General features: G+C 51.5%; 20 protein-coding genes and 1 pseudogene. 15 read left to right on the plus strand and 6 right to left on the minus strand.

All coding sequences use genetic code 11. From position 1 onward, the window contains the following. Nucleotides 1-183, plus strand: a pseudogene (locus tag SMC5_RS09135) (flavin reductase); the annotation flags it as partial. Between the two features lie 201 nt (nucleotides 184-384). After that, complete coding sequence (locus SMC5_RS09140) at nucleotides 385-831, plus strand: rhodanese-like domain-containing protein (RefSeq protein ID WP_165846168.1); 447 nt, start codon at nucleotides 385-387, stop codon at nucleotides 829-831. A 67-nt stretch (nucleotides 832-898) separates the two neighbouring features. On the opposite strand, the gene SMC5_RS09145 is transcribed toward SMC5_RS09140, so the two are convergent. The 4 genes from SMC5_RS09145 to SMC5_RS09160 form a co-directional block, all read right to left on the minus strand. Beyond that, complete coding sequence (locus tag SMC5_RS09145) at nucleotides 899-1,465, minus strand: Chromate resistance protein ChrB (RefSeq protein WP_119120460.1); 567 nt, start codon at nucleotides 1,463-1,465, stop codon at nucleotides 899-901. After that, the gene (locus SMC5_RS09150; RefSeq protein WP_119120461.1) at nucleotides 1,462-2,730 is read right to left on the minus strand and encodes an MFS transporter; all 1,269 of its coding nucleotides are present in this window, start codon (nucleotides 2,728-2,730) and stop codon (nucleotides 1,462-1,464) included. The genes SMC5_RS09145 and SMC5_RS09150 overlap by 4 nt, the downstream gene beginning before the upstream one ends. A gap of 230 nt (nucleotides 2,731-2,960) precedes the next feature. Next, nucleotides 2,961-3,482, minus strand: coding sequence for an SLATT domain-containing protein (locus SMC5_RS09155; protein ID WP_119120462.1), 522 nt, complete (start codon nucleotides 3,480-3,482; stop codon nucleotides 2,961-2,963). A gap of 9 nt (nucleotides 3,483-3,491) precedes the next feature. Next, on the minus strand, nucleotides 3,492-4,409 hold the full coding sequence (locus SMC5_RS09160) for a CBASS oligonucleotide cyclase (protein WP_126854981.1): 918 nt from the start codon (nucleotides 4,407-4,409) through the stop codon (nucleotides 3,492-3,494). Between the two features lie 823 nt (nucleotides 4,410-5,232). Between SMC5_RS09160 and SMC5_RS09165 the strand changes: the two genes are divergently transcribed. The 4 genes from SMC5_RS09165 (at nucleotide 5,233) to SMC5_RS09180 (ending at nucleotide 13,030) form a co-directional block, all read left to right on the plus strand. Continuing rightward, nucleotides 5,233-7,170 (plus strand): DNA methyltransferase, encoded by a 1,938-nt coding sequence (locus SMC5_RS09165; RefSeq protein ID WP_119120464.1) that lies wholly within the window; start codon nucleotides 5,233-5,235, stop codon nucleotides 7,168-7,170. Between the two features lie 2 nt (nucleotides 7,171-7,172). Further along, nucleotides 7,173-9,686 (plus strand): DEAD/DEAH box helicase, encoded by a 2,514-nt coding sequence (locus SMC5_RS09170; protein WP_119120465.1) that lies wholly within the window; start codon nucleotides 7,173-7,175, stop codon nucleotides 9,684-9,686. A gap of 117 nt (nucleotides 9,687-9,803) precedes the next feature. After that, complete coding sequence (locus SMC5_RS09175; RefSeq protein WP_119120466.1) at nucleotides 9,804-10,940, plus strand: hypothetical protein; 1,137 nt, start codon at nucleotides 9,804-9,806, stop codon at nucleotides 10,938-10,940. A gap of 221 nt (nucleotides 10,941-11,161) precedes the next feature. Next, entirely contained in the window at nucleotides 11,162-13,030 is a 1,869-nt protein-coding gene (locus tag SMC5_RS09180) for a DUF4209 domain-containing protein (protein WP_119120467.1), read from the plus strand. 547 nt (nucleotides 13,031-13,577) lie between these two features. On the opposite strand, the gene SMC5_RS09185 is transcribed toward SMC5_RS09180, so the two are convergent. Further along, entirely contained in the window at nucleotides 13,578-14,957 is a 1,380-nt protein-coding gene (locus SMC5_RS09185; RefSeq protein WP_119120468.1) for a hypothetical protein, read from the minus strand. A 555-nt stretch (nucleotides 14,958-15,512) separates the two neighbouring features. On the opposite strand from SMC5_RS09185, the gene SMC5_RS09190 reads away from it, so the two are divergent. The 3 genes from SMC5_RS09190 (at nucleotide 15,513) to SMC5_RS09200 (ending at nucleotide 17,152) form a co-directional block, all read left to right on the plus strand. Further along, nucleotides 15,513-15,866, plus strand: a complete 354-nt coding sequence (locus tag SMC5_RS09190; protein ID WP_119120469.1) for a helix-turn-helix domain-containing protein — start codon at nucleotides 15,513-15,515, stop codon at nucleotides 15,864-15,866. Then, on the plus strand, nucleotides 15,859-16,623 hold the full coding sequence (locus SMC5_RS09195) for an ImmA/IrrE family metallo-endopeptidase (RefSeq protein WP_119120470.1): 765 nt from the start codon (nucleotides 15,859-15,861) through the stop codon (nucleotides 16,621-16,623). The genes SMC5_RS09190 and SMC5_RS09195 overlap by 8 nt, the downstream gene beginning before the upstream one ends. Before the next feature lie 88 nt (nucleotides 16,624-16,711). Further along, the gene (locus SMC5_RS09200) at nucleotides 16,712-17,152 is read left to right on the plus strand and encodes a hypothetical protein (RefSeq protein ID WP_207799188.1); all 441 of its coding nucleotides are present in this window, start codon (nucleotides 16,712-16,714) and stop codon (nucleotides 17,150-17,152) included. Nucleotides 17,153-17,913: 761 nt separating this feature from the next. Here the strand turns inward: SMC5_RS09200 and SMC5_RS09205 are convergent. Beyond that, on the minus strand, nucleotides 17,914-18,930 hold the full coding sequence (locus SMC5_RS09205) for a Fic family protein (protein WP_207799189.1): 1,017 nt from the start codon (nucleotides 18,928-18,930) through the stop codon (nucleotides 17,914-17,916). A gap of 407 nt (nucleotides 18,931-19,337) precedes the next feature. Between SMC5_RS09205 and SMC5_RS11340 the strand changes: the two genes are divergently transcribed. The 6 genes from SMC5_RS11340 to SMC5_RS09235 all read left to right on the plus strand — a co-directional run. Beyond that, nucleotides 19,338-19,799, plus strand: a complete 462-nt coding sequence (locus SMC5_RS11340) for a TM2 domain-containing protein (RefSeq protein ID WP_119120473.1) — start codon at nucleotides 19,338-19,340, stop codon at nucleotides 19,797-19,799. A 69-nt stretch (nucleotides 19,800-19,868) separates the two neighbouring features. Beyond that, nucleotides 19,869-20,417, plus strand: a complete 549-nt coding sequence (locus SMC5_RS09215) for a flavin reductase family protein (RefSeq protein WP_119120474.1) — start codon at nucleotides 19,869-19,871, stop codon at nucleotides 20,415-20,417. 148 nt (nucleotides 20,418-20,565) lie between these two features. Next, nucleotides 20,566-21,975, plus strand: coding sequence for a PQQ-binding-like beta-propeller repeat protein (locus SMC5_RS09220; protein WP_119120475.1), 1,410 nt, complete (start codon nucleotides 20,566-20,568; stop codon nucleotides 21,973-21,975). Between the two features lie 189 nt (nucleotides 21,976-22,164). Continuing rightward, nucleotides 22,165-22,788: a DUF6088 family protein gene (locus tag SMC5_RS09225; protein WP_119120476.1), complete on the plus strand. Its 624-nt coding sequence runs from the start codon at nucleotides 22,165-22,167 to the stop codon at nucleotides 22,786-22,788. Further along, nucleotides 22,776-23,783, plus strand: coding sequence for a nucleotidyl transferase AbiEii/AbiGii toxin family protein (locus SMC5_RS09230; RefSeq protein WP_119120477.1), 1,008 nt, complete (start codon nucleotides 22,776-22,778; stop codon nucleotides 23,781-23,783). Before SMC5_RS09225 ends, SMC5_RS09230 begins: the two co-directional genes overlap by 13 nt. A gap of 535 nt (nucleotides 23,784-24,318) precedes the next feature. Then, the coding region (locus SMC5_RS09235) for a WD40/YVTN/BNR-like repeat-containing protein (RefSeq protein WP_165849060.1) at nucleotides 24,319-25,838 on the plus strand (1,520 nt) is incomplete at its 3' end.

The raw sequence follows: 25,838 nt of genomic DNA on the forward strand, positions 1-25,838 counted from the left end.
TGCGTCGTGCGCCAGACCCTGCACCTCGGCAGCCACGACCTGTTCATCGGCGAGGTCGTCGCCGTCCACATGGACGAGCGCGCCCAGAAAGGCGGGCATACCCTGGACCCAGTCTGCTTCGTGGGTGGGCAGTACTGGAAGCTGGGGGATCTCATCGGCTCCATGGGATTCTCGCGCAAGTAGCCAGGGCTTCCAGTCCTCAACCCGCTCCCGACACTGTAGCGTGACAACGCAGTTCGGCGTTCATTCGCATTTGCCCTTGTAGAAATCTCGCCATGCTCTATTCTTCAGCTAGAATACGAGAGCAGAGCACCCGCCGTAGCCTCGGCCGATAGGCAGTAGTCTGGTCTCGACACATCAAGTTCGGGAGAGAAGGAGATGCGAATGAGGAAGATACTTGTTGCAGTGACACTCTTGGCGCTTGTCGTCGGTCTGGCGGGGTGCGGAGCGCCCAAGCAGCCTGCGACGACCAGCCCAGGTCTGGATACCTCAGGAGACACCAACAGGACAATTGTCGAGATCGATGCCAAGAAGCTCGAAGAACTTATCCAGACGGACCGTGACCTCGTCATCATCGACGTATCTGGCAAATGGGCCGAGGGGCACATCGTGGGGGCACTCGACACGCCGCTGGACAAGTTGCAGGAGATTATCAACGGCAACTTTACGCTCAATGCCAGCAAGCACTTTGTTGTATACTCGCACGATGAGGAATCTAGCAAGAAGGCAGCCAACATACTGCTGACAAGCTCCTTCACGGTCATCAACCGCCTGGTAGGAGGGTATGACGCGTGGGTGGCGAACGGCGGCTATACCGAAAAGCAACCCTGATCCCCATAGACGACAACAGCCCCGACCTCATATGGCCGGGGCTTCTGCATTTCCTGCCGTCCGCCGTTCAGGAGTGTGCCCCGCGTGGCAGGTTGACGTCGATGGCATGACCCAGGCGGCGCTCGACCTCTTCGGTGTACGTGCCTGAGCGTTTCTCGCCATCTTCGATTGCCTGCTCCGCGCGCGCATGGCCGGCAGCTGCGAACCAGTCCCGCGCAGTGATGCGCTCCATCCACTTGTGGATCCGAGTCAGCTCGGTCTCGTTTTCCTCGATCTCGGCGTACGTGAACTTTTCCTTCTCGGTCTCGCGGTCCAGCTCATACACCAGGCGTTCGCACTGCTCCACGATCTCATCGTAATCTCCGTCACGCTGCAGCTGAAACGTAGCAATCACTCGAGCATCATCTTCTTCGTCGACGAATTCCATTCTCCCGACGAGGACCTCTCCCCCGCTGGAGACCACCTCGGCTTTGAGAGCGAGTACCTGTGCGAGGAGCGTGTCCGTCATCGGCAGGACGGCGGCCCCCTGCTGGACGTAGACCGCGCCCAGCTCCTTCAGCTTCCTCCACAGGTACACGCGCGTGCGCGAGGGCTCTGTGGGAACCTTGTACGTAATAGTCAGCCAGGTCTTCATATTGCTCTTTCAGTCTTCTTACCAGAGTTTATGAGTACTGTCAGTGCGATCATGGCTACAAAGGCAAGAACAGACCCGAAGAGGAATGGAGCACTCGGGTTAATGAATTGCCACAGAATACCAGCAATCAAGCTGGCGGGAAGGGCGCTGACGCCGATAGCCGCGTTGTAGATTCCATATGCAGTTCCACGCTTCTCAGACTCTGGCACCATATCAGCAACAAGCGCGGGACCGACAGCATCGGTCATGGCGTAAAACACGCCGTAGAGAGCATACAGAATCCAGACCTGCCACCCCTGCGTTGCAAACCCGAAGCCAAGGTAGACCAGTGCATACACGAGCCAGCCAAGGCGGATGACACGTCCGCGGTCAATGCGGTCAGACAGGATGCCGGCGGGGATGGACAACGCCGATGTGACGGCCTTCCACATTGCCAGCATCAGGAAGATCTGCACAAGATCCAAGCCGGCTCTCTGCGCTTTGAGCATGAGAAATGCGTCGCTGCTGTTGCCCAGGGTGAAAATGACCATGATGCCAAGGAATAGCTTAAACCTCGTGTCAAACCCACGCAGGGACAGATTCAACGTGCGGTGGTTGCTTGCACGTGGCGCATTTTCACGGATGAAAAACGCGATGAGGGGTAGTGTAAGGAGTGCGGGAACGCTGACAAGAATGATGAGCCGCTGGTACATGCTGCGCGTCAGCGTCATTGCCATGGCCGAACCGCCTGCAGCAATCATGCCTGCTGCCGCCAGCATGCCAAACACAGAGCCAAGGGTATCCATCGAATTGCCGTATCCGAACGAACGTCCCATCTTCTTCTTTTCGGAGGAGTCAGCCAGCAGAGCACCCTTGGGCGATGAACGGACCCCCTTGCCCGTACGGTCGGCAAATCGCAGGAATGCTGCCCACGGCCATGAGTTGACGAAGTAGAGAAACGGTTTGGTGATATTGGAGATGGCGTATCCGGTGAATGCCAGCCACTTCCGTTTCTTGAGCCGGTCCGACAGCCAGCCGAAGACCCACTTGAGGATCGTCGCCGTCGTTTCGGAAAACCCCTCGATGAACCCGATGATCGCGGGCTGAACGCCGAGCGCATTAGCCAGGAACAATGGGAGCGTCTTCACCGTGACTTCGCTGCTGAAATCCGTTAGCATTGAGACAAAGCCAAAGACAAAGACGTTCTGGCTGAGACCAAAGAACTTGCGCTGCGGTCTCTCCTGGCTGGTCTCCAGTCCTGTGTTCACTTCACTTGGGCCTTCCATAAGGTGCACCTCTCCCGTGATACATGTAACTGTCGTTACAGTATACCCACCGTTACACGACGTCAAGGGGACTGATTTGTGTGGTTGTTGGTGGACCGAGACAAAAAAGTACTGGTATTTGGTGCAATAGAGTGCTGGTATTCCGTCGTACGCCCGATTAAATCAGCGTCTGCCGTGCTGACCATGCGTTCGACTGAGAATCTACCAGATTCTTGACTAGTCGCTTGGCTTCACGGGTTCTCAGAATTGTCCTCTTGTCCATCCACCTTGTAGTCTGCCTGTCCCTCTTCAATTCCCTTTCTAGCCATATTGAAGGCCCAGCTTGGAATCTTGGGGGACTCGCTGTTCAGTTTGTTCCTTCTGTCGTTCAGCTTCTTTAGCTCTCCGGTCGCGGCTTGTTCGTCCAGTCCGTTCAGCTGTATGCAACGGAAGACTCTTGTATCGTTCTTCAAGACGCTGTACTCATTACCCGCTGTCTGATGCGCAGAAGCCCTTTCATTGGGATTGATGAAGGTCAACACGGCGGTCAGCACAGCTGTGCCCATCGAGAGAATCCCTGCAACAATACCGTGACAATTGAATGTGGCCAAAGCAGATACCCCGGCAACAGCCGCGATAACTGCGGCGCTACCTCCAAGCCAAAAATGCACGTTTCCCCACCTCTCACTAGCATAGAAATGAGACTTGGCCGAATATAGGGCATCCTCTTCGACCCTCTTTGCTTCCTTCGCTACTTGATCCTTGACAGCCATGGTCGCTGGTCACCCGTAAGCAGGGAAGTAGTCCCCGAACACGTTCCGCCATTCATCAATTGCCTTCTCACTGTACCCGTCTTTAGCATACTGTTCAGCCACAATTGCATCGGTATGGGCCGTCTCAAACCTGCGAACCGCGTCTTCGGCTGTCTGGCAGTTTCTGAAACCCTGGACGGGTTTTCCATACCCTGCGGGATCTTTTACGGAGTACCGTATTGCCTCTCTGCCCTTGTCAAAGAAGAACCTCATTCCGCTCGAATAGTTGGATATGGTCACATTTGCGAAGACTTTAATCGCAAGCAATTCGAGATAGAAGGACACGAAATCGTAGCCGATGTTCCGATTCCAGCACTTGATCATCTTCACTACTGGCACCAAGTCGCCGTTGTGAATTGCGTTCGCATCGATCATTGCTTTGACATGAACTCGAGGGTCTGTTTCTATCCAGACGTTGTGGATGGAATCTGGGATTAGGTAGCCACCCCCGCTGCGATTAAACGCAGGAACAACATCAACGGCGAAATCAGTGAAAGTGATTGTGACAGCTTGTCCATTTCGACTTACCTTCGGCGTTCTTGTATAGGTCTTGAGCAAAGCACGCCTCGTCTTGTCTAGTAGACTCGCCTGCCCATTCCTTTCGAAATACTTGGGATCAAGGACGACAAACACGTCAATGTCTGCCTCAGGCAAAGGCGCAATTAGCGTCGATCTTGAATAGGAGCCCGTCAAGAATGATCCCAAGACGTCCATGTCACCGGCGACAACATCACGAACGTTGTTCTGCCGTGTCGAGACGTCACTTGTCTGAAGCCCCGTAATCTCGATGTCCTCTTTCAATTTCTGAAATGATGCGGAGACTGTAGTTGCCATAGCCCTACCCCCTGTACTCGTAGTAATACTGTCTTCCGGCTTGACAATGTGCATTTCACTGTATGTACACCGCAAAGTCGTCTACCATGGAGCCATATTGCGTTCTGCGCTCCCCATGTCATGCCATTCTATGGGACACGTAGCTAGAGCGTTCAACTATTACTATATACGAGAACAGAACGTATACACCTCGGACATCCCCGGATCATCTCAGATGCGCAGCTGCGAATTCATTCGCTCGTTACCATCTCAACAGTTCATTGCTTGCGGAAAGGACAGTGGAACGAGACCCCACTATTCTCTCGGGAGGGTTCCTCCGATGGTAACAACCGCAAGCTTCCGGCAGCCGACACTTAGTCTTCTGCGTTCTAGCACCTTTCAAGTCGGTGCTACCTACCCAGAAATTGAACCCTCATTTTGGAAATTGACCCCCGATTTTGGAAATTGAACTAGATTGGCGATGACGTCAACCGTCAACTGATTCTTCTGGCATTCCTGCCTTGCAGCTCCCCGTGATCACGAACGAACGGACAAGCAGAAAGACACAAGAGGAAGAGTGCTGGTATTTGAAACCCCCACGCAGCGATGCGGGTTCCCAGACTCGAAATACCAGTACTATTCTGTCTCAGTCCAGTTGGATTGAAGGAAGAAAGTACTGTCATATGCAGAAAGTACGGTCATTTCGCCACACAGTGGATTACATCAGCGTCTGCAGTGATGGCGGCACGTTCGTTCAGGCAACGTCTGCACGTCGCCTCTCTCCCGCATCTCTTGTTTGACCTCTTCCCGTAACTACAATTCGTTGATGATGCTACACTAATGTTTGAAAGCAACGGCGTCACCGCTTTGATAACTGACGCCGAAGGAGGCACGCTTCATGTACAAACTGCCAGAAGAGCAGATTGAAAGGATCACATCATTACTTAGAGAGGGGAAGCCGCTTCCAGAGGACTACAAGGCAAGCCTCTTCGAGACCAAGAAAGAGTACGAACTCGTCTACGCTGACAAAGCGCGTGAAGAAGATATTCTAGCCGATACAATGGCCGTACCACTTCAAGTGGTCAAGACGTTCCAGTCCAGCAACACGGATGTTGATTGGGCCAACATGCTCATTTTCGGGGACAACCTTCAGGTCCTGAAGAGTCTTCTCCAAATGAAGCAGAACGGGAAGCTCAAGAACTCCGATGGAACTTCAGGAGTCAGACTAATCTACATCGACCCGCCATTTGCAACGAAGCAGGACTTCAGGGGTAGTCAGGATCAGAAGGCATATCAGGACAAGATTGTCGGTGCCGAGTTTCTCGAGTTCCTTAGAAAGCGGCTTGTATTCATCAGAGAATTGCTCGCCGATGACGGCACAGTGTACGTGCATCTTGACTGGAAGAAGGGTCACTACGCCAAAGCGATCATGGATGAGGTCTTTGGCGAGCATAGGTTCAGGAACGAGATCGTCTGGTGCTACAGTGGACCGACACGGAAGATGGACGACTTCCCCAGCAAACACGATGTCATATTGCGCTACTGTCCTAAGGGTACGTGTGTCTTCAACGGCAATGACGTAACAGTCCCTTACAGCGAGAATTTCATGGCCCGACGGAAGTACTCAGAAGGCGAGGGTGGCATCTACGCGGGACGCGAAAATCAAGTGGCTAAAGAGGAGTATGTGCAAGGGAAGGTTCCCGAGGACTGGTGGACAGACATACCATCTGGTGGTCAGATTTCCAGGAACGAACTGACCGGGTATCCCACGCAGAAACCAGAGAGACTGCTCAACCGTATTGTTCGGGCCTCGTCAAGACCAGGCGACATAGTTCTTGACTGCTTTGCGGGTTCAGGAACGGCGGCCGCAGTGGCAGAGAAGCTCGGCAGGCGCTGGATCGGAGTTGATTGTGGAAAGCTGGCCATCTATACGATGCAGAAGCGACTTCTGCGCATCGCAGAGAGCAAGAGCTTGGATGATCCAAAGAAGAAGTACGGAAAAGACTGTGCCCCGTTTGCGCTCTACAACGCCGGACTCTACGACTACAAAGCGCTCAAGGAGCTCCCATGGGAGCAGTACCGCCAGTTTGCTCTTGCTCTGTTTCAGTGCCGCGACGAACCACATGCCATTGGCGGTCTTGCGCTCGACGGCCACCTCGGCGATGCAAGCGTGATGGTGTTTGACTACCAGAAACACGAGAGCGCCATGGTAGACCGCACCTTCGTTGAGCAGCTGCACGCAGCACTGGGAAAGAAGATCAGATCTCGCTTCTTCCTCATTGCTCCCGCCGGATCTGTTGCTTTTCTCGAGGACTACATCGAGTTGGACGGGGTGAAATACTACATCCTCCGCATCCCGTACTCTATCATCGAGGAGATCCACAATCGTGGCTTCTCCAAGTTGAAGCAGCCCGTTAGCGAATTGGACGTCAACGACACTGTGGACGCTGTCGGATTCGACTTCGTACAGACGCCGACCGTTGACTGCACGTACTCATTGGAGAAGGTCAAAGACCCCGATCTCCTAAACCAGGAATCGAAGGAATGTGTCATTGGCATCAAGCAGTTCGAAAGCAGAGTCATCTCCAAGAAACCGGTGAACCTGGCCAACTTGGAGTCTCTTTCCATGGTCATGCTCGATTATGACTACGACGGCAAGGTATTCGATCTCGATGATATTTTCTATGCAGAAGACCTCAAGAAGAATGGCTACGAAGTACGGTTCGCTTCGGAGAAGATCGATGGGCAATGCATGATCATCTACCTCGACATCTTCGGGAACGAGAAGCGCGAGATCAAGAAGCTGTCTGACTTCACCAAGCGTAAGGGACGATAGACATGGAAGATCAGCAGAAGTTCCGTAACGAGGATCTAGTGCTTCACGTTTCGCCGAGCTATAATCCGCAAACGCTCGATCTATCCAAGTACGAGCCATTTCTCGAAGCGCTCTGCGGAACCCGCGAGTACCAGTCAGACGCCATTCGCGAAACGGTTCGGTACTTCTTGGGTGGACAATATAGCAATACTGAGGAATTGGCTACGCAGAACTACCAAGGCAATTCAAAACTTCAGGAGAAATACGGATCTCTGAAAGCTTTCATCAAGACACTTCAACTCCCAGACTGCTTGTCGTGCTCCATCGACCATGCAACTGGTACAGGCAAGAGCTACGCGATGTACGGCATCGCACGCATCCTTCTGGCAGAGGGGGCTGTCGACCAAGTTCTCGTCTTGTGTCCCTCTATTACGATCGAGGCAGGACTCACCGAAAAGTTCCGCTCTCTCTCAAGCGATCGGACACTCAAAGATGTCCTGCCCGAGAACGCCAAGGTACTCAACCCTCGCATTGTCAACGCGACCGGAACGATCGAGAAGGGGGATATCTGTATCGAGAACATCCATGCAACGCGTATCAACACGAAATCTGCCATCGAGGACAGCTTAACCGGCAAGGGTGCTCGCACACTCATCCTCAACGACGAGGCGCATCACCTCATGAACGCGCTCGATGCAGAACTCAAGCAGTGGAAGGGGTTCCTTCTCGATGCGAAGTACGGCTTCCAGTATGTCGTGAATGTCTCCGGGACCTGCTACATTGGCAACGAGTACTTTGCGGACGTCATTCACCGCTATTCCCTGCGCAATGCTATCGAAGACCGCGTCGTCAAGACCATCAGCTATGTCCAGGAGGACACGCCTGGCGGAGAGGACGAGAAGTTCCAGAAGATTTACGCCAATCACACGGCCAACAAGACTACATATCGCATGGTGAAACCCATCACGATTCTGGTGACGAAAGACATCAGTGCCTGCAAGAGTCTTACCGAAAGACTCGTCGAGTTCCTTGCCAAGAAGGAGAAGACAACCAAGGGAAGCGCGGCTGAGAAAGTGCTGATCGTCACCTCTGCAGAAGAGCACAAGAAGAACGTCCAGATCCTCCGGATGGTTGATAGCAAGGACAATCCGGTTGAATGGATCACGTCCGTCAGCATGCTCTCCGAAGGATGGGACGTCAAGAACGTCTTTCAGATCGTTCCTCATGAGGAGAGGGCGTTCAACTCCAAGCTCCTCATCGCCCAGGTGCTGGGCCGGGGGCTCCGCATTCCCAACGAATACAAGGGTGGCGCCCAACCGGTCGTTACCGTCTTCAACCATGAGAAGTGGTCCGGCAGCATTCGGCATCTCGTCGATGAGGTCATGGACATCGAGAAGAGAATCAACAGTTACCACGTTGACAAGAATGAGGACTACAACTTTGAGCTAGACCAGATTAACTATGAGCGGGACATCGCCGAGACGGTCACGTACGCACAGGAACGTGAGTACAATCTCCTCGAGAACAAACCCATTACCTACTCGACGCAAAGTATCTCTGAAGACTCGAGCACGACCTATGTGATAGCAACGCCGGGTACAAAGGGAATCGAGTGGCAAGAGAAGCAACAAAATACGACAATTGAGCATGAAATGGTACCTGTTGAAGAAGTCGCCAATGACATCTTCAACAGACTCGTCGTCTTCGACCAGGACGCAAATACTAGCTACAGCGAGAAATGGACGCGTGAGAAACTGGCAGCGAAGATTCTCGAGTCGCTTGCGGCGCGAGAGGACAAGTCCGGCATGGTAAGCAAGGAGAATCGTCTGAAGACGCTGCAGGCATTTGGCATTATTCAGAGAGAGAAGAGTACCTTCCCCCGTATCGTTCCGATCTCAACGAAACCGTTCAAGATTGCAACCAAAGATATGCCAAAGCACAGCATCCCGTTCAGTGCACTTCGAAAGGATGGAGCAGTTTTCCTGGACGAGAATGCCTTACTCCTCAGTACCGAGTCTGACACGGAGTTGCTGCAACAGCTCTTGAACGATGACGACCTGCCAAAGAGGGTAATGAACAACGTCGACAACGCATACAACTTCAAGACCCCAGTTAATGTGGCGCTCACTGACTACAGACCAGAGCAGAAGTTCGTGAGCAAGCTGGTGGAGGAGAAGAACGCGAAAGCGCTTGATGCGTGGATCAAGTCTGTCGACGTCGGTTTCTATAGCATCCCGTATACCTGGAGAAAAGGAGAACACCCGAAACAGGGAAGCTTCAATCCAGACTTCTTCATTAAGGTGGGCGACGACATTCTTTGCGTAGAGATCAAGATTGACGATGATACCAGTGATGAGAACAAGGCAAAACTGTTAGCTGCGAGACTACACTTCAAGACGCTCAACGATCTTCTGGCAGGGACGACCTACTACTTCAAGTTTCTGTCGCCCGTCAGCTACGAGTTGTTTTTCAAAGCGTTGCGCGAGAAAACCTATGCCACCTTCAAGTCCCAACTTGAAGCCGACCTCGAAGGCTAGAGAAGCGAGGACGCTCTGGAAGAGCACGATGGTCGACCAGACGATACGAGAGACCGTGAAGGCAGAACTCGCCTCACAACATAGACTGATATAGACGAAAGTAGTTATGGAGGACCAGTGAACAGATTCGCAAAGCCAACACCTGACATAAAGTGTCTTGAATGTGGCGCGGAAGGAATCATTGATGGTTCCGATTTCTGCAAGTTTAGTGTGTTGGCCAATTCTGATGAATCCACGATGACTTTCACGTGCAAACGCTGCGGGAAACCAATCATTGTCCTAAGAGACCAAGTTGCAGTTTCCCCTGATCCGTTGTTTCAGACTATTGGGATACTTGGCACAAGTAACGGAATGATCCAGCCCATCGACAATGATGCCTGTGGACGAATCACCATCAACTACTCAGATGGTCACAAGACGATTATTGATAGTGGCACAGCGAAAATGCAGTTTAGAGATCCTAAGACGGGCAGATTGTTGTTTGAGACGACCATGGAGATAGGGAAGGAGCCAGAGTTTCTTCTTTCGCCTGGCATCTACCGAGAGTATCCTCTGCCGGAGCCTGTAGACAAGATATTCGCCATTTCTCTAAGAGCAATTGTCGCTCCAGAACTTGAGGACAAGGTTGAACTTTGGCTACGCCCAGTACAGGACGGCGACGGACGCTATTCCTCGATTCGAACCGCAGTTGCAACAAGCTCGCCGGATGTCTTGCCTGAGAATCGGGTCAATGTGATCTGCCACCTCTTTGCGGTACGCGAGATGTCCCAATACGCTTTGTGGCTCAGACAAATGTTTGAGGCAATTGAGCAGACTAATGAAGGGAACTTCGAGACAGCGTTATTGGATTATGCACGAGCATGTGAGATCTTCATAGGCGACTACCTGCGGCGGACATTGAGACAGGTATATAACTTCGATGACGCTCTTGCGAAGCAGGTAGCAGGAACTCAAGCAGATGAACGAGTTGCCAGAATTCTTCCCTTACTCACTGTTGACCCAAGAGCTTACGATGATGCCAAAAAAGCCTGGCGGAAGAACGTTAAAGACGTAAGAGATAAGAAGGTCGCGCATGTTCCGGTCACTATTGAGAAAGAGGAATGCTGGAAGGCTCACGATTCTGCCTACTGGTTCATAAGAGCCCTTCAGAGCCAATGCAAATTTGAAGCAGGCAAGAAATGGGATTACTGGGCAAGACCGACTGAAAATGGCGAGCCAGAGAACCGAAGAGGGTCAAAACGTCGCTCTGCCTGAGCATAGAGCGATATGCAGAATCATCGGCGTGCACAATGCATAGCTATGCTCACGTATCCAGCAGTGTCTGTCACTGTCGGCCGCTGAGCCAAGTAAAGGAGCCAAGGAGTCTCCACTAGAAGACTGCAGGACGCATTATACGACACGAACCCTGAACTCCGGTGCTATGTGGATTGGTCTAATTGTTGTCGGGTCTCTTAACCGGACGAGATGGAGGATCTATGGAACGATATCCGAAAGACCTTTCAGTAGGAATTGACGACTTCCGCGATTCTGACTGGAAGTCAGCTGTCACTTCTAGTGAGGGGAAAGGCTACACTGGTATATGGGAATCGCTGTCCACCGCCGCTCGATCCGCCGTGAACGGGGGCAGAACCTCTGAAGGGAAAGTACTGTGGCTGCTGGCGGATGCATGCTCTATGATACTCAATCCAGGTAGCCCTAACGAGCCTTTCAAGCCGTTCATAGTCATGAAAGGTAACCATACGGCAATACCGGAGGACTTCGAGAAGTCAGATATCGATTTCTTCTCCCTGATCGTGGAGGAGGTCGACGATGCATGGCTCCAAGCTCGCCTGGCTGATTTGGTTTGGCTACTGAAGAAGACGCCACGAAGTCCCGAGCACGCGTTAATGGCTATCGACGCCTACCGAAGAATCCCTCTTGATGTAGAGACATGGGGACGCGGGGGAGATGAATGCTGGGAGCGCACAATCAGCCTGACCCAAATGCTAGGGGCCGGAGCGGGGGAGCGGATAAAGGAAATCGAGACCGCAATCGTAACTGCCTTCGAAGTTGCCAAGAGCGAAGATGGGTTCCTCTCACTCTGGTTGGCCGACCTGCTGGCGGCAAACCGTCTTGCTCACGAAGAAGCAGCTGGCATCGCCAAGAAATTGGAGTCGTTGGCACGATACTCCGACGAGCAAGGTGACCTGCACAGTGCGAGAGAGTTCTCTGCGGCTGCTGCAAAGTGGTTCCGACAGACAGGAGACGTCGCTAAAACCACAGAGATGACCGCGTTCGTGGCGGAAGAATGGGTCAAAGAAGCTGTTGCTCGGGCTTCGTCAGATCAACCGAGTCACATGGTTGCAGCGAGCTTCTACGAAAAGGCGATCCAAACGTACCGCTCCATTCCCCGACGTGAGCGCTCCACCTACCGCGTTGACGAGCGGATGGCTGAACTCCAGAAGAATCTTAACGAGGCGGGGGAGCGATCGCTGGATGAGGTGAAAGCATTCAGCTCGGATCCCATCGACATCACGCAGTCTGTCGAGATCGCGCGGAATGCCGTGAGGGGAAAGTCGGCTACTGATGCTCTGGCCGCTTTCGTCACAGTGTACCCTGGAGCACGGGTAGCCCAGATCCGAGAGTCCTCGGAGAAAATGCTCCGAGAGCACGCACTGGAGGCGCTCATCCCTGCAACGTACATATCCAAAGACGGTCGTGTGATAGGGAGGCGTCCAGGAATGGAGCAGAGTAATCCCGACTCCGAGAACAACAAGGCAGCTCTATGGGCGGAGATGGTAGAGTACTATGCCATGGAAATTGGCCTTGCTGTTCCAAGTTACATCTGGCCTGCCTTGAGGGTCATGGTTCTCGAACATCGGTTACGCGAGGGTGATTTTGTTGCCGTTGCCGCCCACTCCCCAATCGTTCCGATTGGCTGTGAACGTCTGTTTGGGAAAGCCCTCTTCGCTGGATATGAAAAGGACTTTGTTACAGCACTACACTTGCTGGTTCCGCAGATTGAGCATATGGTACGCTACCATCTCAGGGCTGCCGGCGTCAAGACCACCACCCTCAGCGACGACGGAATTGAGACGGAGAACGGACTAGGCACACTGGTGAGTTTCCCCGAGACAACCCAGATCTTTGGCGAAGACGTGTCATTCGAGCTCAAGGCTCTTTTTTGTGACCCTTGTGGACCAAATCTTCGCAATGAGCTTGCTCATGGTTTGCTGGATGACGAGGCGTGCCAATCCGCATATGCAGTCTACGCTTGGTGGTTCGGACTGAGAATTGTACTTGGGGCATTCTGGAATGCAAAAAGGAAGACAGACATGGGAACAGATGCAAACGGCAAGACATGAACCGGATGGCCATTGCGAGCCCACAAAAGTTTGCAACCAACCTTGGGTATGTAATCTCCAACGTGAAGACTTGCAGCAGCTCCGCGGTCCTGAAGTTTTGGACCATCAACTACGTCCAAATTGGACGCCCTTTTCGTCAATTGAACCCTTATTTGGGCAATTGAATCAAGAAACCAGCAATTGCCAATGACACCAGTTACTGACTCATCTTTCCACCATTCTGTCCTCACAGCTCACTCTGATCGCAATCGAGTGCCAGGTGAAAAATTCTAGAATGAAAAGTGTTGCCATTTCTGACCCCTATGCAGTGACACGGGTTTCCGAGCACGAAACATCAATACTCTAATGTCTCAGTCCAGTGATTAGACAAATAGAGTCGTGTAATTGGTGATGGCAGTACGGAGACTGGCTTTCAAACCATTTCTATTCCCACTCGCGACGTTTCGATGCCATTTTGTTTCTCTTCTAGAGCCACTTCATGAACACAGTGCTTCATTCCTTGCTCACACTTCGCATTCAATGACGACTGACATCCTGTCGTTCTCGACTAGAAGCCTGGCGTATCTAGAGGAAGTCCGTCAAGAGCCTCGTCCTTGAAGGTGCGAGTCCAGTTTCTGAGCCAATTCTTCGGATCGTCAACCGTGTCCTGTATTTGAATGGGAGACCCAATCAGCTTCGCGGATTCGTTCAGTAGATATCCGACACGGGACCATGCTTCGACGGAGAAGTGGTACGGTTCCACCAAGAAGCTCAAGCGGAGTGCTGTCTGTGCTGGTCCAATTGGCAAGACCCCGAGACTGGTACATGGCTCAAAAGGCGAGGGCAGGTCGACCGCTTCTTCGAACATCTCCTGTGCCGTCTCTCCATGTCTGGTGGTCCAGTTTGACAAATCTATGGCAATCATGTGCTGTCCGGAGTATCTTGGAATGTAGTCAGAGGCAAACTGTCCAAGAATTTCGAGATGTGCAGCTGTGTCCCGGAGACTGTAGAGGAGTTGCAGGAATGCTGCCGACTGCATCCAGAGTTCTGAGAGTTTCGGATTGGCCGCACATACCTGGTTATAGAAGTCAACATGATCGCCTCCGGTCTGTCCCTTCCTTGGAGGCCGCATTGACACCCGGTCGCGTCGCATTTTGAGCTGGTGGTGATCAGCAACCTGAAGTGCAGTCTCGTCCAAGGTTGCTGTGAGGAGCACGAGCAGATAGTCAAAATGATACGCAGATTCCTCACTGTCGGAAGAATCGGCGTTGCCATAGTATGCAGTGCCCAGAGAATCAACTGCATATCTGATATGCATTGCGCGAGACAAGGCGGACCGCTCAGACACATTTGGCAAGTCTGCCTGCGCGGCGCTCCAATACCAACCGTACCTACCGTGTATCACCTCGCAATTAGGCCGAAGCCAGTAACGGCGAATCTGCTTCTGGTAGAGATCGAGTATCCTCAAAGCTTCAGATTCTGTCACGATGCGCGCAGGACCTCGTGGAGACATTTTCTGGATGCCCGTCTGATGCGCAAGGAGATGCTGATCATTGGTCACGAGAAGGCAGGGTTCTTCTGCACTATGGCTCATCAATGAAGCAGACATGACCGCAAGCACTCTTGGCCAGAGGATCTTCACGGATTTCGTGTCGCCAAAAAGGTCTCTTGCCCAGTCCATCATCTGTGTTCTCGGTCCCCAGAGCCCTTGTGGTGCATAGAACCACTTCCCAAAATCCGGTCTATTGAAGCCAACGCAGATCAGGTTGCGTGAATCATCGTACTTAGGCATTAGCTTCGGAGCGCAGAACCCGACAACAATGTTGCTCTTGGACCGTAGTCCTTGGGTAACGATGACATGATACGGTGGCATGTTGAATCCGATGCAACGTGGCGTGCGCACTAGATGCAGCCCTAGCACGTAGTAGTATGAGAGTATTCTTGCCATTGCCGGACTTATGCTGCTTTTCGCCTCACCTGCGGGGAGAATATCGAGCAGAAGCGTGATGTCAGTAACGTCCGGGCCGAGTATCTGTTTGTCGTAAGCACGTTTGTGCCCCCCAACTATGCCACGAACTTGTTCCTGGCGACCACAGTGCTGCTTGAGCAGCCATCTTAACTAAGAAGCATAGCGACTCGGAAAGACCAGACAAGCCCGTTGCTCTCCCTGGCCTCTACTGCTTCGTCTTCTACGTTGTCTGTTCATTCTCCGGACAAAGAGTTCATCTCCAAATCCCCCGATTCGCGGCCAACCTTTCTCAGCATTCTTGCCATTCGGACTGATGAATTGTGACGTACGGGGCTTTCTGATGCCTGATGGGCAAGCAGGTGTTTGGCATAGTATATGCCGCGACAGAGATTCTTCTCGAATTGTCAATAAGGAAGCATCGTTTCTGTTGAGGAATCTGACTTCCGAATTCTGACTGTCATAATGACCAATGATTTGGCTCTTGCTTTTATGACAACGACAGCATATACTGCTTTCGCAAGGGGAGGTGTGGCCATGAACAAAACGCAAGCTGATGTTGGCGCAACAATAAAGTCACTCCGCGAAAGAAGCGGATTTACACAAGACAACATTGCCCACTATTTGCAGGTGGATCAGAGTCTCATTTCGAAGTTTGAGTCAGGTGAAAGGGCTCTGAGTGCCAGGCTGCTCGAAAAACTGGCTACTTTGTTTGGTGTTGATTTGTCAGTGTTCAGTGAAGGTGCCTGTAACATGAAACCGCTGTCGCTTGCACTTAGAGCAAGTGAAATCAATGAAGAGGATCTGGAAACCATTAGTGCCATCAACAGGATTGCATTGAACGGAGACTTTATGACAAGGCTGCTTAAGGGCGGTTGTGGTAATGAATGAAGTGGATTCGTGGAAGAGAGCTGTCTGGTTACGCAAGCAGCTTGGCGAAGATACATCATCTCGTATCGATATATTCCCATTGATAGTCGCGAACATTGAGCGCTCAAAGCACTTTACGATGGTGTTTTATCCAATGGGCGATAGATTGAGCGGGATGTGCGTCAAAGGAACTGGCAGTACAGTCATCGCGATCAACTCTGCCATGTCTGTTGGCAGGCAGCATTTTTCCATGGCGCATGAATTGTTTCATGTGTATTTCGATGATAACTTGTCAACGGCAATTTGTTCCCAGAAGATCGGCGGCGGCAACGAAGTCGAAAGAGAAGCCGACCAGTTTGCTTCGTATTTCTTGGTGCCGCCTGATGCGTTGACAGCAGCAATTGCACGGGTCAAGCAAAAAGTCGATGACAAACTGACTGTTGGCAATGTTGTGGAGCTCGAACAGTACTTTTGGGTCAGCAGGCAAGCTATGCTGTTCCGATTACTTGAAGAGAACGAACTCACCAGCCAAGAAGCAGAACCCATGAGGCGTGGCGTCATCAACTCTGCCCGCAATCTGGGGTATGACGATTCTCTGTACAAGCCGCTACCACTGGAAAAACAGCACGCGACCTACGGCTATTACATCCAGCAAGCAGAAGAAAGCTTGAAAGAGGGGTTGATTTCGAACGGCAAGTACGAAGAGCTATTGCTAGAGGCTTTCAGATCTGACCTTGTCTATGGTGAAGCGTCAGAGGGGAGCGAATCAGTTGACTGATTTACTCTTCTTCGATACTGACTGTTTGTCAGCATTCCTGTGGGTCGGCAAAGAAAGTCTATTAACTAGACTCTATCCAGGACGAGTCGTGATACCTGAACAGGTATATGACGAACTGTCTTTTCCGGGACTTCCATCATTCAACATCACCATAGATACGCTATTCGCGCAAAAACAAGTTGTTATCGAAGCAATAAAGGCTGGTACTGAAGCCTATGATCTATATTACACTTTGTCGAGATTCCCTTCCAAGGGGCACGTTGTTATCGGGAAAGGTGAAGCAGCTTGCATTGCCTTGGCAAAAACTACTGAGGGTATCGTCGCAAGTAATAATCTGAAGGACATCTCCTCGTACATAGAAGAGTTTGGTTTGAAACACGTGACAACCGGCGATATCCTGGTTGAAGCCTATGAGGGGAAACATATCACAGAAGATGAGGGGAATACTATCTGGGCGGGCATGCGACGTAAGGGTCGCAGAATTGGAGCAGAGACATTCTCAGAATACTTGGTGTCAAAGTATACATGATTTTCTGCGAACAGACCATTTTCTCCCTCGCTGTTTCAAGTGACTGCGACAAACAAAGTCGATGCATTTCAAATGCCCTACGCAACTATGCGAGTTTGCGAACGTGGGATTACAGGATTCTAATGTAAGAAGCGTTTGCAAGACAAGATGGTTGAGAAAGAGCTTGTATCAATGTTCTTGACTCTACAACTTCGGACCTCCAATTGGCGTGGATTCGCCCCGTGTTTTCCTGGTTCATTCCCCAAGAACCGGGTTCATTCCCAAATTCTCCGATTCGCGGCCAAATTGTCGGATTTGCGATGACGCCGCTGTCTGACTGACACTTCTGCCGTTTCCGGCTTACATCTGCCTTTCGTTCGTCATCAACCCAGACTGGATCGTCAGCAATCCACCATACGATCAATGTCGTGGAATTTGCAAATATGTCGTGGAATCTACAAATAGAGTCGTGGAATTGATGACGATGGCGGACCAATTGCCCTTGCGGGATTTCGTACCAGAGCGGCCCTGGATGGCTCGCCGCTATTTCGCTCCCGGAGCCACCTCGAAGGCCTGTCTCTGTTAGTCTCTTGTCCGAGCTCCGCGATCCCGCCTTTTTGGCTCAGATTATCTGCATCATTGATTTCGTTTCTGCATATTGTGGGGAGCAGAATATGCAGATTTGTCGGAATATGTCCATGGCATACTCATGTCTCGGAATTGTTCGCAGTTCGCATCTGTGTTATCGAAGAGAGACCTTCTCGACTATTCCCACAGCGTTTCTATTGTCCTATCTTTTTGACGTACTTCGTGCTCCGCGCTCCGCCGGTCTTCGTGATCTCGCCGTTTCTAACCATCCTTCCCAGGGCCGCTTCAATGGTCGTCGGGCTGATGTCCGGGAAAAGGTCTGAGATCTCCTTTTTGGAGATGGGCTTTATGCTGCGCAGAACTGCGGCTTCTATCCTTTCCGCCTTGGTCGCGTGCTTTCCCTGAACGATATCGAAACGTTCATTCAATTTCCTGTAACAGATTAGCAGCGTCGTCAGGAAGTTTTCCATGAACGGGAAATAGGAGTTCTCATTCATGTGCCAGCCTTCCGAAGACATCTTCAACGCTTCGTAGTATTGAGATTTCGTGCTGTTGATCTGCTCCTCGAACGACACGTATTTTCCCGCGTCGAATCCGCTCTTGTACAGCATCAGCAGGGACAGCAGGCGCGACATGCGTCCGTTGCCGTCCGTGAACGGGTGGATGCAGAGGAAGTCCAGAACAAAGCATGGAGTGAGCAGAAGGCTATTGATGGAACTGTCGCTGCGAGCGGACATGTATGCCAGGATCAGCCGTTCCATTGCCTCCGGCGTCTCCGCTGCAGCAACCGGCGTGAAGCGGATGTGCCTCGTGCCAAACGTATCTATTGCCATGATCGCGTTGTCGGCCACCTTGTAGGCGCCTCCGCCCTGCGGAGTATACGAGAGCATGGTCCTGTGCAGTCCCATGATGGTCGAGCTGTTGATCTCCATCGTCGGGTAATTGCTGTGGACAAGGCCGAGAGCGTCGCGGTATCCCACGATCTCCGTCTCGTCGTGGTTCAGCGGAGCGATGTTCCCGTTGACGATCTCCCTGATCCGCTGGTCGGTCGTGACGATCCCCTCGATGGCGTTGGATCCCTTCACGGACTCTACTCTGGCGATCTGCTCAAGGCTGCTGAGCATGTCCGGGAATAAGTCCATGCGCCCTGATTCCATTGCCTTTATCTCCCTGATCGCTCCCGCCAGGTTGGCGATGCTTGCCGGCACCATGCCATGTCCAAGGAACGTATAGTCGAATCTCCTTATATCTGCACCTCTGTCTCGCTATCTGCATACATGTTAACACATTATGTGCAGATTGCTATGTGTTTCTGCATATGAATGAGGCAAATATGTGCAGTATCGTACAGTTTCGAGAGACAAGACTGAAGAATCCCAAAATGCCGGTCTTGGCGGGGATGTCGTGTAACCCTGAGTGCCCTACACAACCATGCGGGTTTGCGGACACGGAATCGCACGACTCTAGTTGCAGAAACCACAAGAAGAGGATTGTCTATGAAAAGAGCACGGACGGTCCTCTCCTTTCTAACCACTTTCAGTGTTCACGATCGCCAGCTATACTCTCCTGTGTGGAGATGTTGCAATGCGCTTGCTTGCTGGATGCATGAAAGGAATACATGCTTGTTGAATGCCCGCACTGCCATGAACTGTATGACAATGCTGTTGATGATGCATGTCCAAGATGCACCGTCACGCACAAGATCGTCTGTCCCAAGTGCGGCAACACATATTCTCCTTCATTCGCAAAATGCCCATATTGCGGTGTCAATAACGACGCGTTCGTCCCAGTGCCAGCTGCAACGCTTCTCTATCCGAACATTATGTATATCGATGGCGAAGGCAAGGACAGAAGAACAGCTGCCATGCTCGCTCTCCTTCTCGGTGGTTTCGGCATACACGAGTTCTACCTTGGAAATACAAGAGCTGGAATCTTCATGCTGCTTTTCTCCTGGACCGGTATTCCGAGCGCAATTGCTATCGGACAGGGTATCCACTATCTACGAATGACGGACGATGCCTTTGTTCAAATGATGAAGATCATGCGCCAAAACGAGGAACTCCGCAAATCCATTCGTTAAGAAGGAAGTTGTATCTCACAAGCGAACCCTCGGTGCCTATGAGCAGGACTAAACAAGTGGAGGCTCAGTATGCCATTAAAGGAAATTGATAAACGGAAAGGATTTACCTTTCTGGAATCCGGTCCGGTCGTGCTGGTTTCCACCAACGACCATGGCAAGAACAACGTGATGACGATTTCCTGGCACATGGTGATGGACTTCACGCCGCACATTGCCATTTCCACCGGCCCGTGGAACCACTCTTTTCATACCATGCTGGAAACAAAAGAATGCGTCATCAATGTTCCTACGGTTGAAATGCTGGAGACGGTGGTACGCATCGGCATGGTTTCCGGTACAGAAGTGGACAAGTTTGAAAAGTTCCATCTGACCGCACTTCCGGCAAAAGATGTAAAGGCACCGCTGATCGGCGAATGCCTTGCCGCTCTGGAATGCAAGGTCGTCGACTACGTGGAGAAGCACGGTCTTGTCATACTGGAAGTAACCCGCATCTGGTACAACGAAGGAAAAACGGAGAAGAGAGTCTGCCATGCCATCGGAAACGGCAGTTTCTCCGTGGACGGTGAAATCATCGACTACCGCAGTTTAATGGAAGAGAAGGTACCTGACGGGGTATAATGCAAAGTTCTGAGCGGATGACCACGGTACAGCACCTTGCCCTGCTCCGATACTCTTGGCCGCACTCCTTTCGCCCGGGTTAGTCAGAACATCGCTATCGCACTACACTTGTATTAGATGGGGATACGTACGAGGCGGAGGGCATGAAATGAGAAAGGCAAGCTTGCGACATGTCTCGACAGTAGCTGTTCTGATGATTGTTGTCCTTGTCGCCACCACTCTGTCTGGATGTCAATCCACTGGCCTGCCTGTATCGGTCGGATCTCATACCGTCAACGATACGTTTGTGGACGTGAACGGTCTGAAACAAGCGCCATCAAAAGTCACTTTGTCTTATCCAACACAGAAGGCAGGCTACAATGGCCTGCAATATGCCAACGTGCCGAGCTCCCTGGACGGGATACTTTATGCGATGTCTCAAGAAGCTGAAGACAACTACGAAGTCAGAACAACTGCCTGGGACCAGATGACCGGAAAGAAGATTTGGTCGATCGTTGGATATGGCGTGGACGATCAATGGTCGGCATATGATACTGATAGCATATACACGGGCGATGTGTGCCTTGATCGCGCAACAGGTTCAGTAAAGTGGAGCAGTGCGTTTCCGGACAGCAAAACCGTCTTCCGCAATATGTGCAGTACTATCCTGCCTGATACGTCGAAGAGCAACCCTATCGCCAACAGACTCTATGCTGTTGAGGCTGCCGGACAGAACATAGAGAATCTTAATCAGTACGGAGCACAGATAGTCGTTCCTAACGTGGAAAGTTATTCCGGGATCTACGTGTGGGACGCCTCGAACGGCAAGCTCATTGACTACATCAAGTATCCAACGCTATCTGCCCATTTGCCGCTGGCATCGCTCCTCTACGATGACGGAACAATATACGCAGACCTGTGTGTCGGCACACCCCAGGACAAATCCATCGTCACAGCAAGCGATGGAGCAGATGCCGTATATACCGACGTTGTCGCTATCGACACAAAGACACTGGAAGTGACTCCCATAAGGAGTCTGGCCGGATCACCAGAGAAGCTCATCGAACAGGACGACCGGTTGATCCTGCTCTTGTCTTCCGGCAATGCCAATACTGAACTGAAGAAGTCCATTGTTGTGCTGCCTCTCGACTCTCAACAAGACACTAACCTTCAACAGAGCAAGCTGGTTTCTACAGCATTCAGTGACGGCACGTACTGGTACTCAATTGCCGTCGACAACAATCGTGTCTATGCTGCAAATGATACAGGTACGCTTGTGGCTCTGAGACTCCCGTCGCTCACTGTGGTATGGAAGCGGCAGTTTGCAAAAGACGATGGTACGAAACAGTACTACTTTCCTTCGCCGAGGCTTGTCGCCACAAGAGATGTCTTGTATGCATATGCCACTGGCGGACTTGTTTTTGGCACTGATCCAGCAACGGGCAAGGAGCTATGGACGACGAATATCACAAAGGTGGTTACCCCTCTGACAAACCCTGACAATTTGTGGCTTTTCCGCGCGATAGACAACGGATTTCTGGTCGTCATGTCTGATGAGGTAGCGTCCATTTGCCAGTGACGTAGGAACTGTGGAATTTTCCGGCTAATTCCCAGAAGACCGGGTTCATTTCCAAATCTCCCGATTCCTTGCCGATTTGCCGTATTCATGATGACGCCTCTATCTGACTGACGTTTGTGCCGTTTCTGACGGAAATACGCCTGCTACCTCATGACCATTTTGATATAATAATGGTCACGAGGTGATGAGATGAAACCAGATACTATCAAGCAAAGAATTGAAGACCACATAAAAAACGGTCACAAGAATAGCATCTACATGTTGGCGGACTTTCGTGACCTTGGGAACTACTCAGGCGTGAAAGAAGCCGCCTCAAAATTGACCGCAGAAGGCAAACTGTTTCGAGTGAAAAGGGGCATCTATAAGAGTCCATATTACAGTTTCTTTTTGCAGGAAGAGGTGGAACCATCTCCTCTCGATGTTGCCAAGAAGATTGCAAGGAAGAACCGGTGGACGATCGCGCCAAGCGGAAACACCGCCTTGAACGCGCTGGGGCTTTCGACGCAGGTCCCGGCAGAATATCACTTTGTGAGCAGCGGCCCAAGCAAGGAAATAGAGCTAGATAAAGGAATCAAGCTCTACTTCAAGCGCATCTCGTCAAAGGAGATAACGGGTATTTCCTCCAAGAGCACATTGATCATAGAAGCCATTAAGGCTCTCGACAAAAGCGGAATGAATGATTCTGCGAGAGCAAAGATTGGCAGCTTGCTGTCTGACACCGAGAAGAAGAGGCTGGCCCGTGAATCTAGGACAAGCAGAGTGTGGATCGCTGAAGAAATCAGAAAGATCCTGGCAGTAGCATGTACCAGATAGCAAATGAGAGCGCCACAAATAGGCGAATGCTCTTTGGAAATGCAGCTTTCAACATGGGCATTAGCGATGCAATTATGGAGAAGGACTTCTGGGTATGCTTTTTCCTGGATGTCCTTTTCCACCAGAGCCAAGATGCGACACGTTTTTGCTTCAAAGGAGGTACAAGTCTATCCAAGGGGTATCACGCTATAAGACGCTTTTCTGAGGACATAGATTTGATCCTTGATTGGCGGTTGCTGGGGTATTCCAGGGATGAACCCTATGATAAGAGAACGAACACGCAGCAAGAAGCATTCAATGATGTGGTTAACGGGAAAACTGAGGAGTACCTGGCCACATCTCTTATGCCAAATCTTAAAAGCCTGACAGAGAAATATGTCGGAGAACCCGTTCGATTTTACATTGAAGAGAATGACAGACAGACGATTTGCATTGTGTATCCGCACCTGTTCCGTGATTCTTACGTCATCCCCGAAATACGACTGGAAATCGGGGCTCTAGCTGCATGGACTCCATTTACGGACACAACGATTCAGCCATACGCTGCTGAGCGTTACCCTCGCCAGTTCAAGCAAGCCGGTACCGTTATCCGGACAGTACAAGTCAAGAGAACGTTCTGGGAGAAAGCTGTCATCCTTCACAAAGAAGCGCACCGAGTTAACGGGAAGGTTCCAGAGAGGTATGCGCGACATTACTATGACCTGTACATGCTCTCGCAAACACCCACCATGGATGAGGCCCTTGCAGACGTGGAATTACTCAACACAGTAGCTTCCTTCAACCAGAAATTCTACCATTCGTCGTGGGCGCAGTATGATGAAGCGACGTTGGAAAAGATAAAGCTCGTGCCCATGGCTGAAACAAGAGCAAGACTTGCAGAAGATTACCACAGAATGCAGGACGTGCTTTTTGGGGACAAACCCTCGTTTGATATGATCGTGCTAGGATTGGGAAAACTCGAGTCGGAAATGCACCGACTGGGCGCGATGACCTAGCCTTTCCCAGCGCATGAACAATGATCTGGACACATTCGGACATGCGATCCGGCTGAAGTCCGGACTTGTAAGTATTAATGCACAACTCATCCTTGATATCTGTTGCCACGCCTGTTTGTGACACTATCTCTGTGTCTCTCTAGGGAACGCAACTTCGTCCTTCACGTTCCTGGTTCGTTCCCCGAAAACCGGGTTCGATCTCCAATTTCCCGATTCGCGGCCATCTTTTCGGATTTGTGGTGACACAGCTGCTGAACTGACGTTTCTGTCACTTTCAGTCACAAACCGCCCTCCGTTTGTCATCAACCCATCCAGATCGTCAGCGTTTTCTGTGATGGCGATATATTGGCTCGGTTAGCGTCTGTACGTCGCCCGGTCGCTCATGTTAGTCAAAACATCACTACCGTATTATATTTGTTGTAGAAGGTACGATCGTGCTGCGACGCCGCAACGATACGGCGCGCTGATGGCGCTGGTGTTCAGTTACCAGTCCAACGCCCTTGTTGAAGGAAGGCACGCGTTGGAGGTATACAACATGACAACAACCAAGGCACGAAATCACTCACTCGCTACGACCATCATGGTTCTAGCTCTGTGTCTCTCGCTAAGTCTCTCGGGTGTTCTGGTTCACACTCCTCTCGTGAAAGCGGCAGATGCTAACGCCTGGAAACAGCTTCCGATGTATGATGGCGGCGTCTCCATTCTTGCCGTTGATCCCGTCCATTCTTCCACCCTGTACGCTACCACGGCAGAAGGCTTGTTCCGCTCCAAAGACAGCGGCGCTACGTGGACAGCGATAAACGGAAGATTCTCCAGTGTGCCGGACTATTTCGGCATTGTTTCTGATTTCAGCAACATGACTTGCCTTGCCATTAACCCGAAATCCCCCTCTACGATGTTTGCCGGCACCAATGAAGGCCTCTTCCGAACCGTTGACGGTGGCACCACCTGGACAGCGTGCGGCATCATTGCTGCTGAGACAGTTCAACCGGGCGTTGAGTCCGTTGCCATAGATCCCCTCACTCCAACCAGCCTGTACGTTGTTACCGGCTATAGTGTCTTCCGCTCTGCCAACAACGGTGGCACATGGAAAAGCATGAATACCAGCCTGACAAAAAGCGGCGTCAAGTCTCTTGTCATCAATCCAAAGACCCCCACCACGCTGTACGTCATAGCTAACTACAATGGCGTCCTCAGATCTAGGGACAGCGGCGCTACGTGGACGGCGATAAACACCGGTCTCACCGGCTACGATGCGACTTCTCTTGCCATCGACCCCCGGACCCCTACGATTTTGTACGCCAGCAGCACTGCAAGCGTTGCCAATTCGCAGGATCGCCTCTTCAACTCCGTGGATGGCGGCAATACCTGGAAATCGTTGCACTTCGGCCGAGGTAACTGGACTTCGTCCTTCTGTCTCGCCATCAGTCCCAAGGCTCCTGCCACTGCGTATGCCAGTACCAACGACCTCGGCGTTTTTCGATCCACAGACAACGGTAGTACATGGAGTGGCATAAACACCGGACTTACCAACAGAGTGGTCAACTCCATTGCCATTGATCCAAAGTTGCCGACAAGACTATACGTCGGCACCAATGCCGGACTGTTCCGTTCCACCAACAGCGGCGCCACTTGGACAAAGGTGAATTTCCCAGTTGCCTTCACTGGCGGAAAGAGGGTTGGAGATCTTGTCGTCGATCCCATCACTCCCTCCATCATGTATCAGAATTGCGTCAACGGCGTTCTCTATTCCCACGATAGCGGCATGATATGGCACACGGCGAGCTCAACGTCCACCATTGGCTCTGTCAGCCACATCGCCATCGACCCGAAGACTCCCACTATTCTCTATGCGTGCACTGCAAAAGAAGTCTTCCGATCGAACAACAGTGGGTCGACCTGGACGAAGAAAACAACGTTCAAGACCGTCTATGAAATTCTGCGCATCATCGTTGACCCGGTCACTCCGGCAACCTTGTATGTCTATGTTGACGGTGCAGATGCCGCCGGCGGTGTCTACCGTTCCAAGGACAGCGGCGACCACTGGACTGCCAT

Source organism: Candidatus Cryosericum odellii, assembly GCF_003570935.1.
GTDB classification, from domain to species: domain Bacteria; phylum Caldisericota; class Caldisericia; order Cryosericales; family Cryosericaceae; genus Cryosericum; species Cryosericum odellii.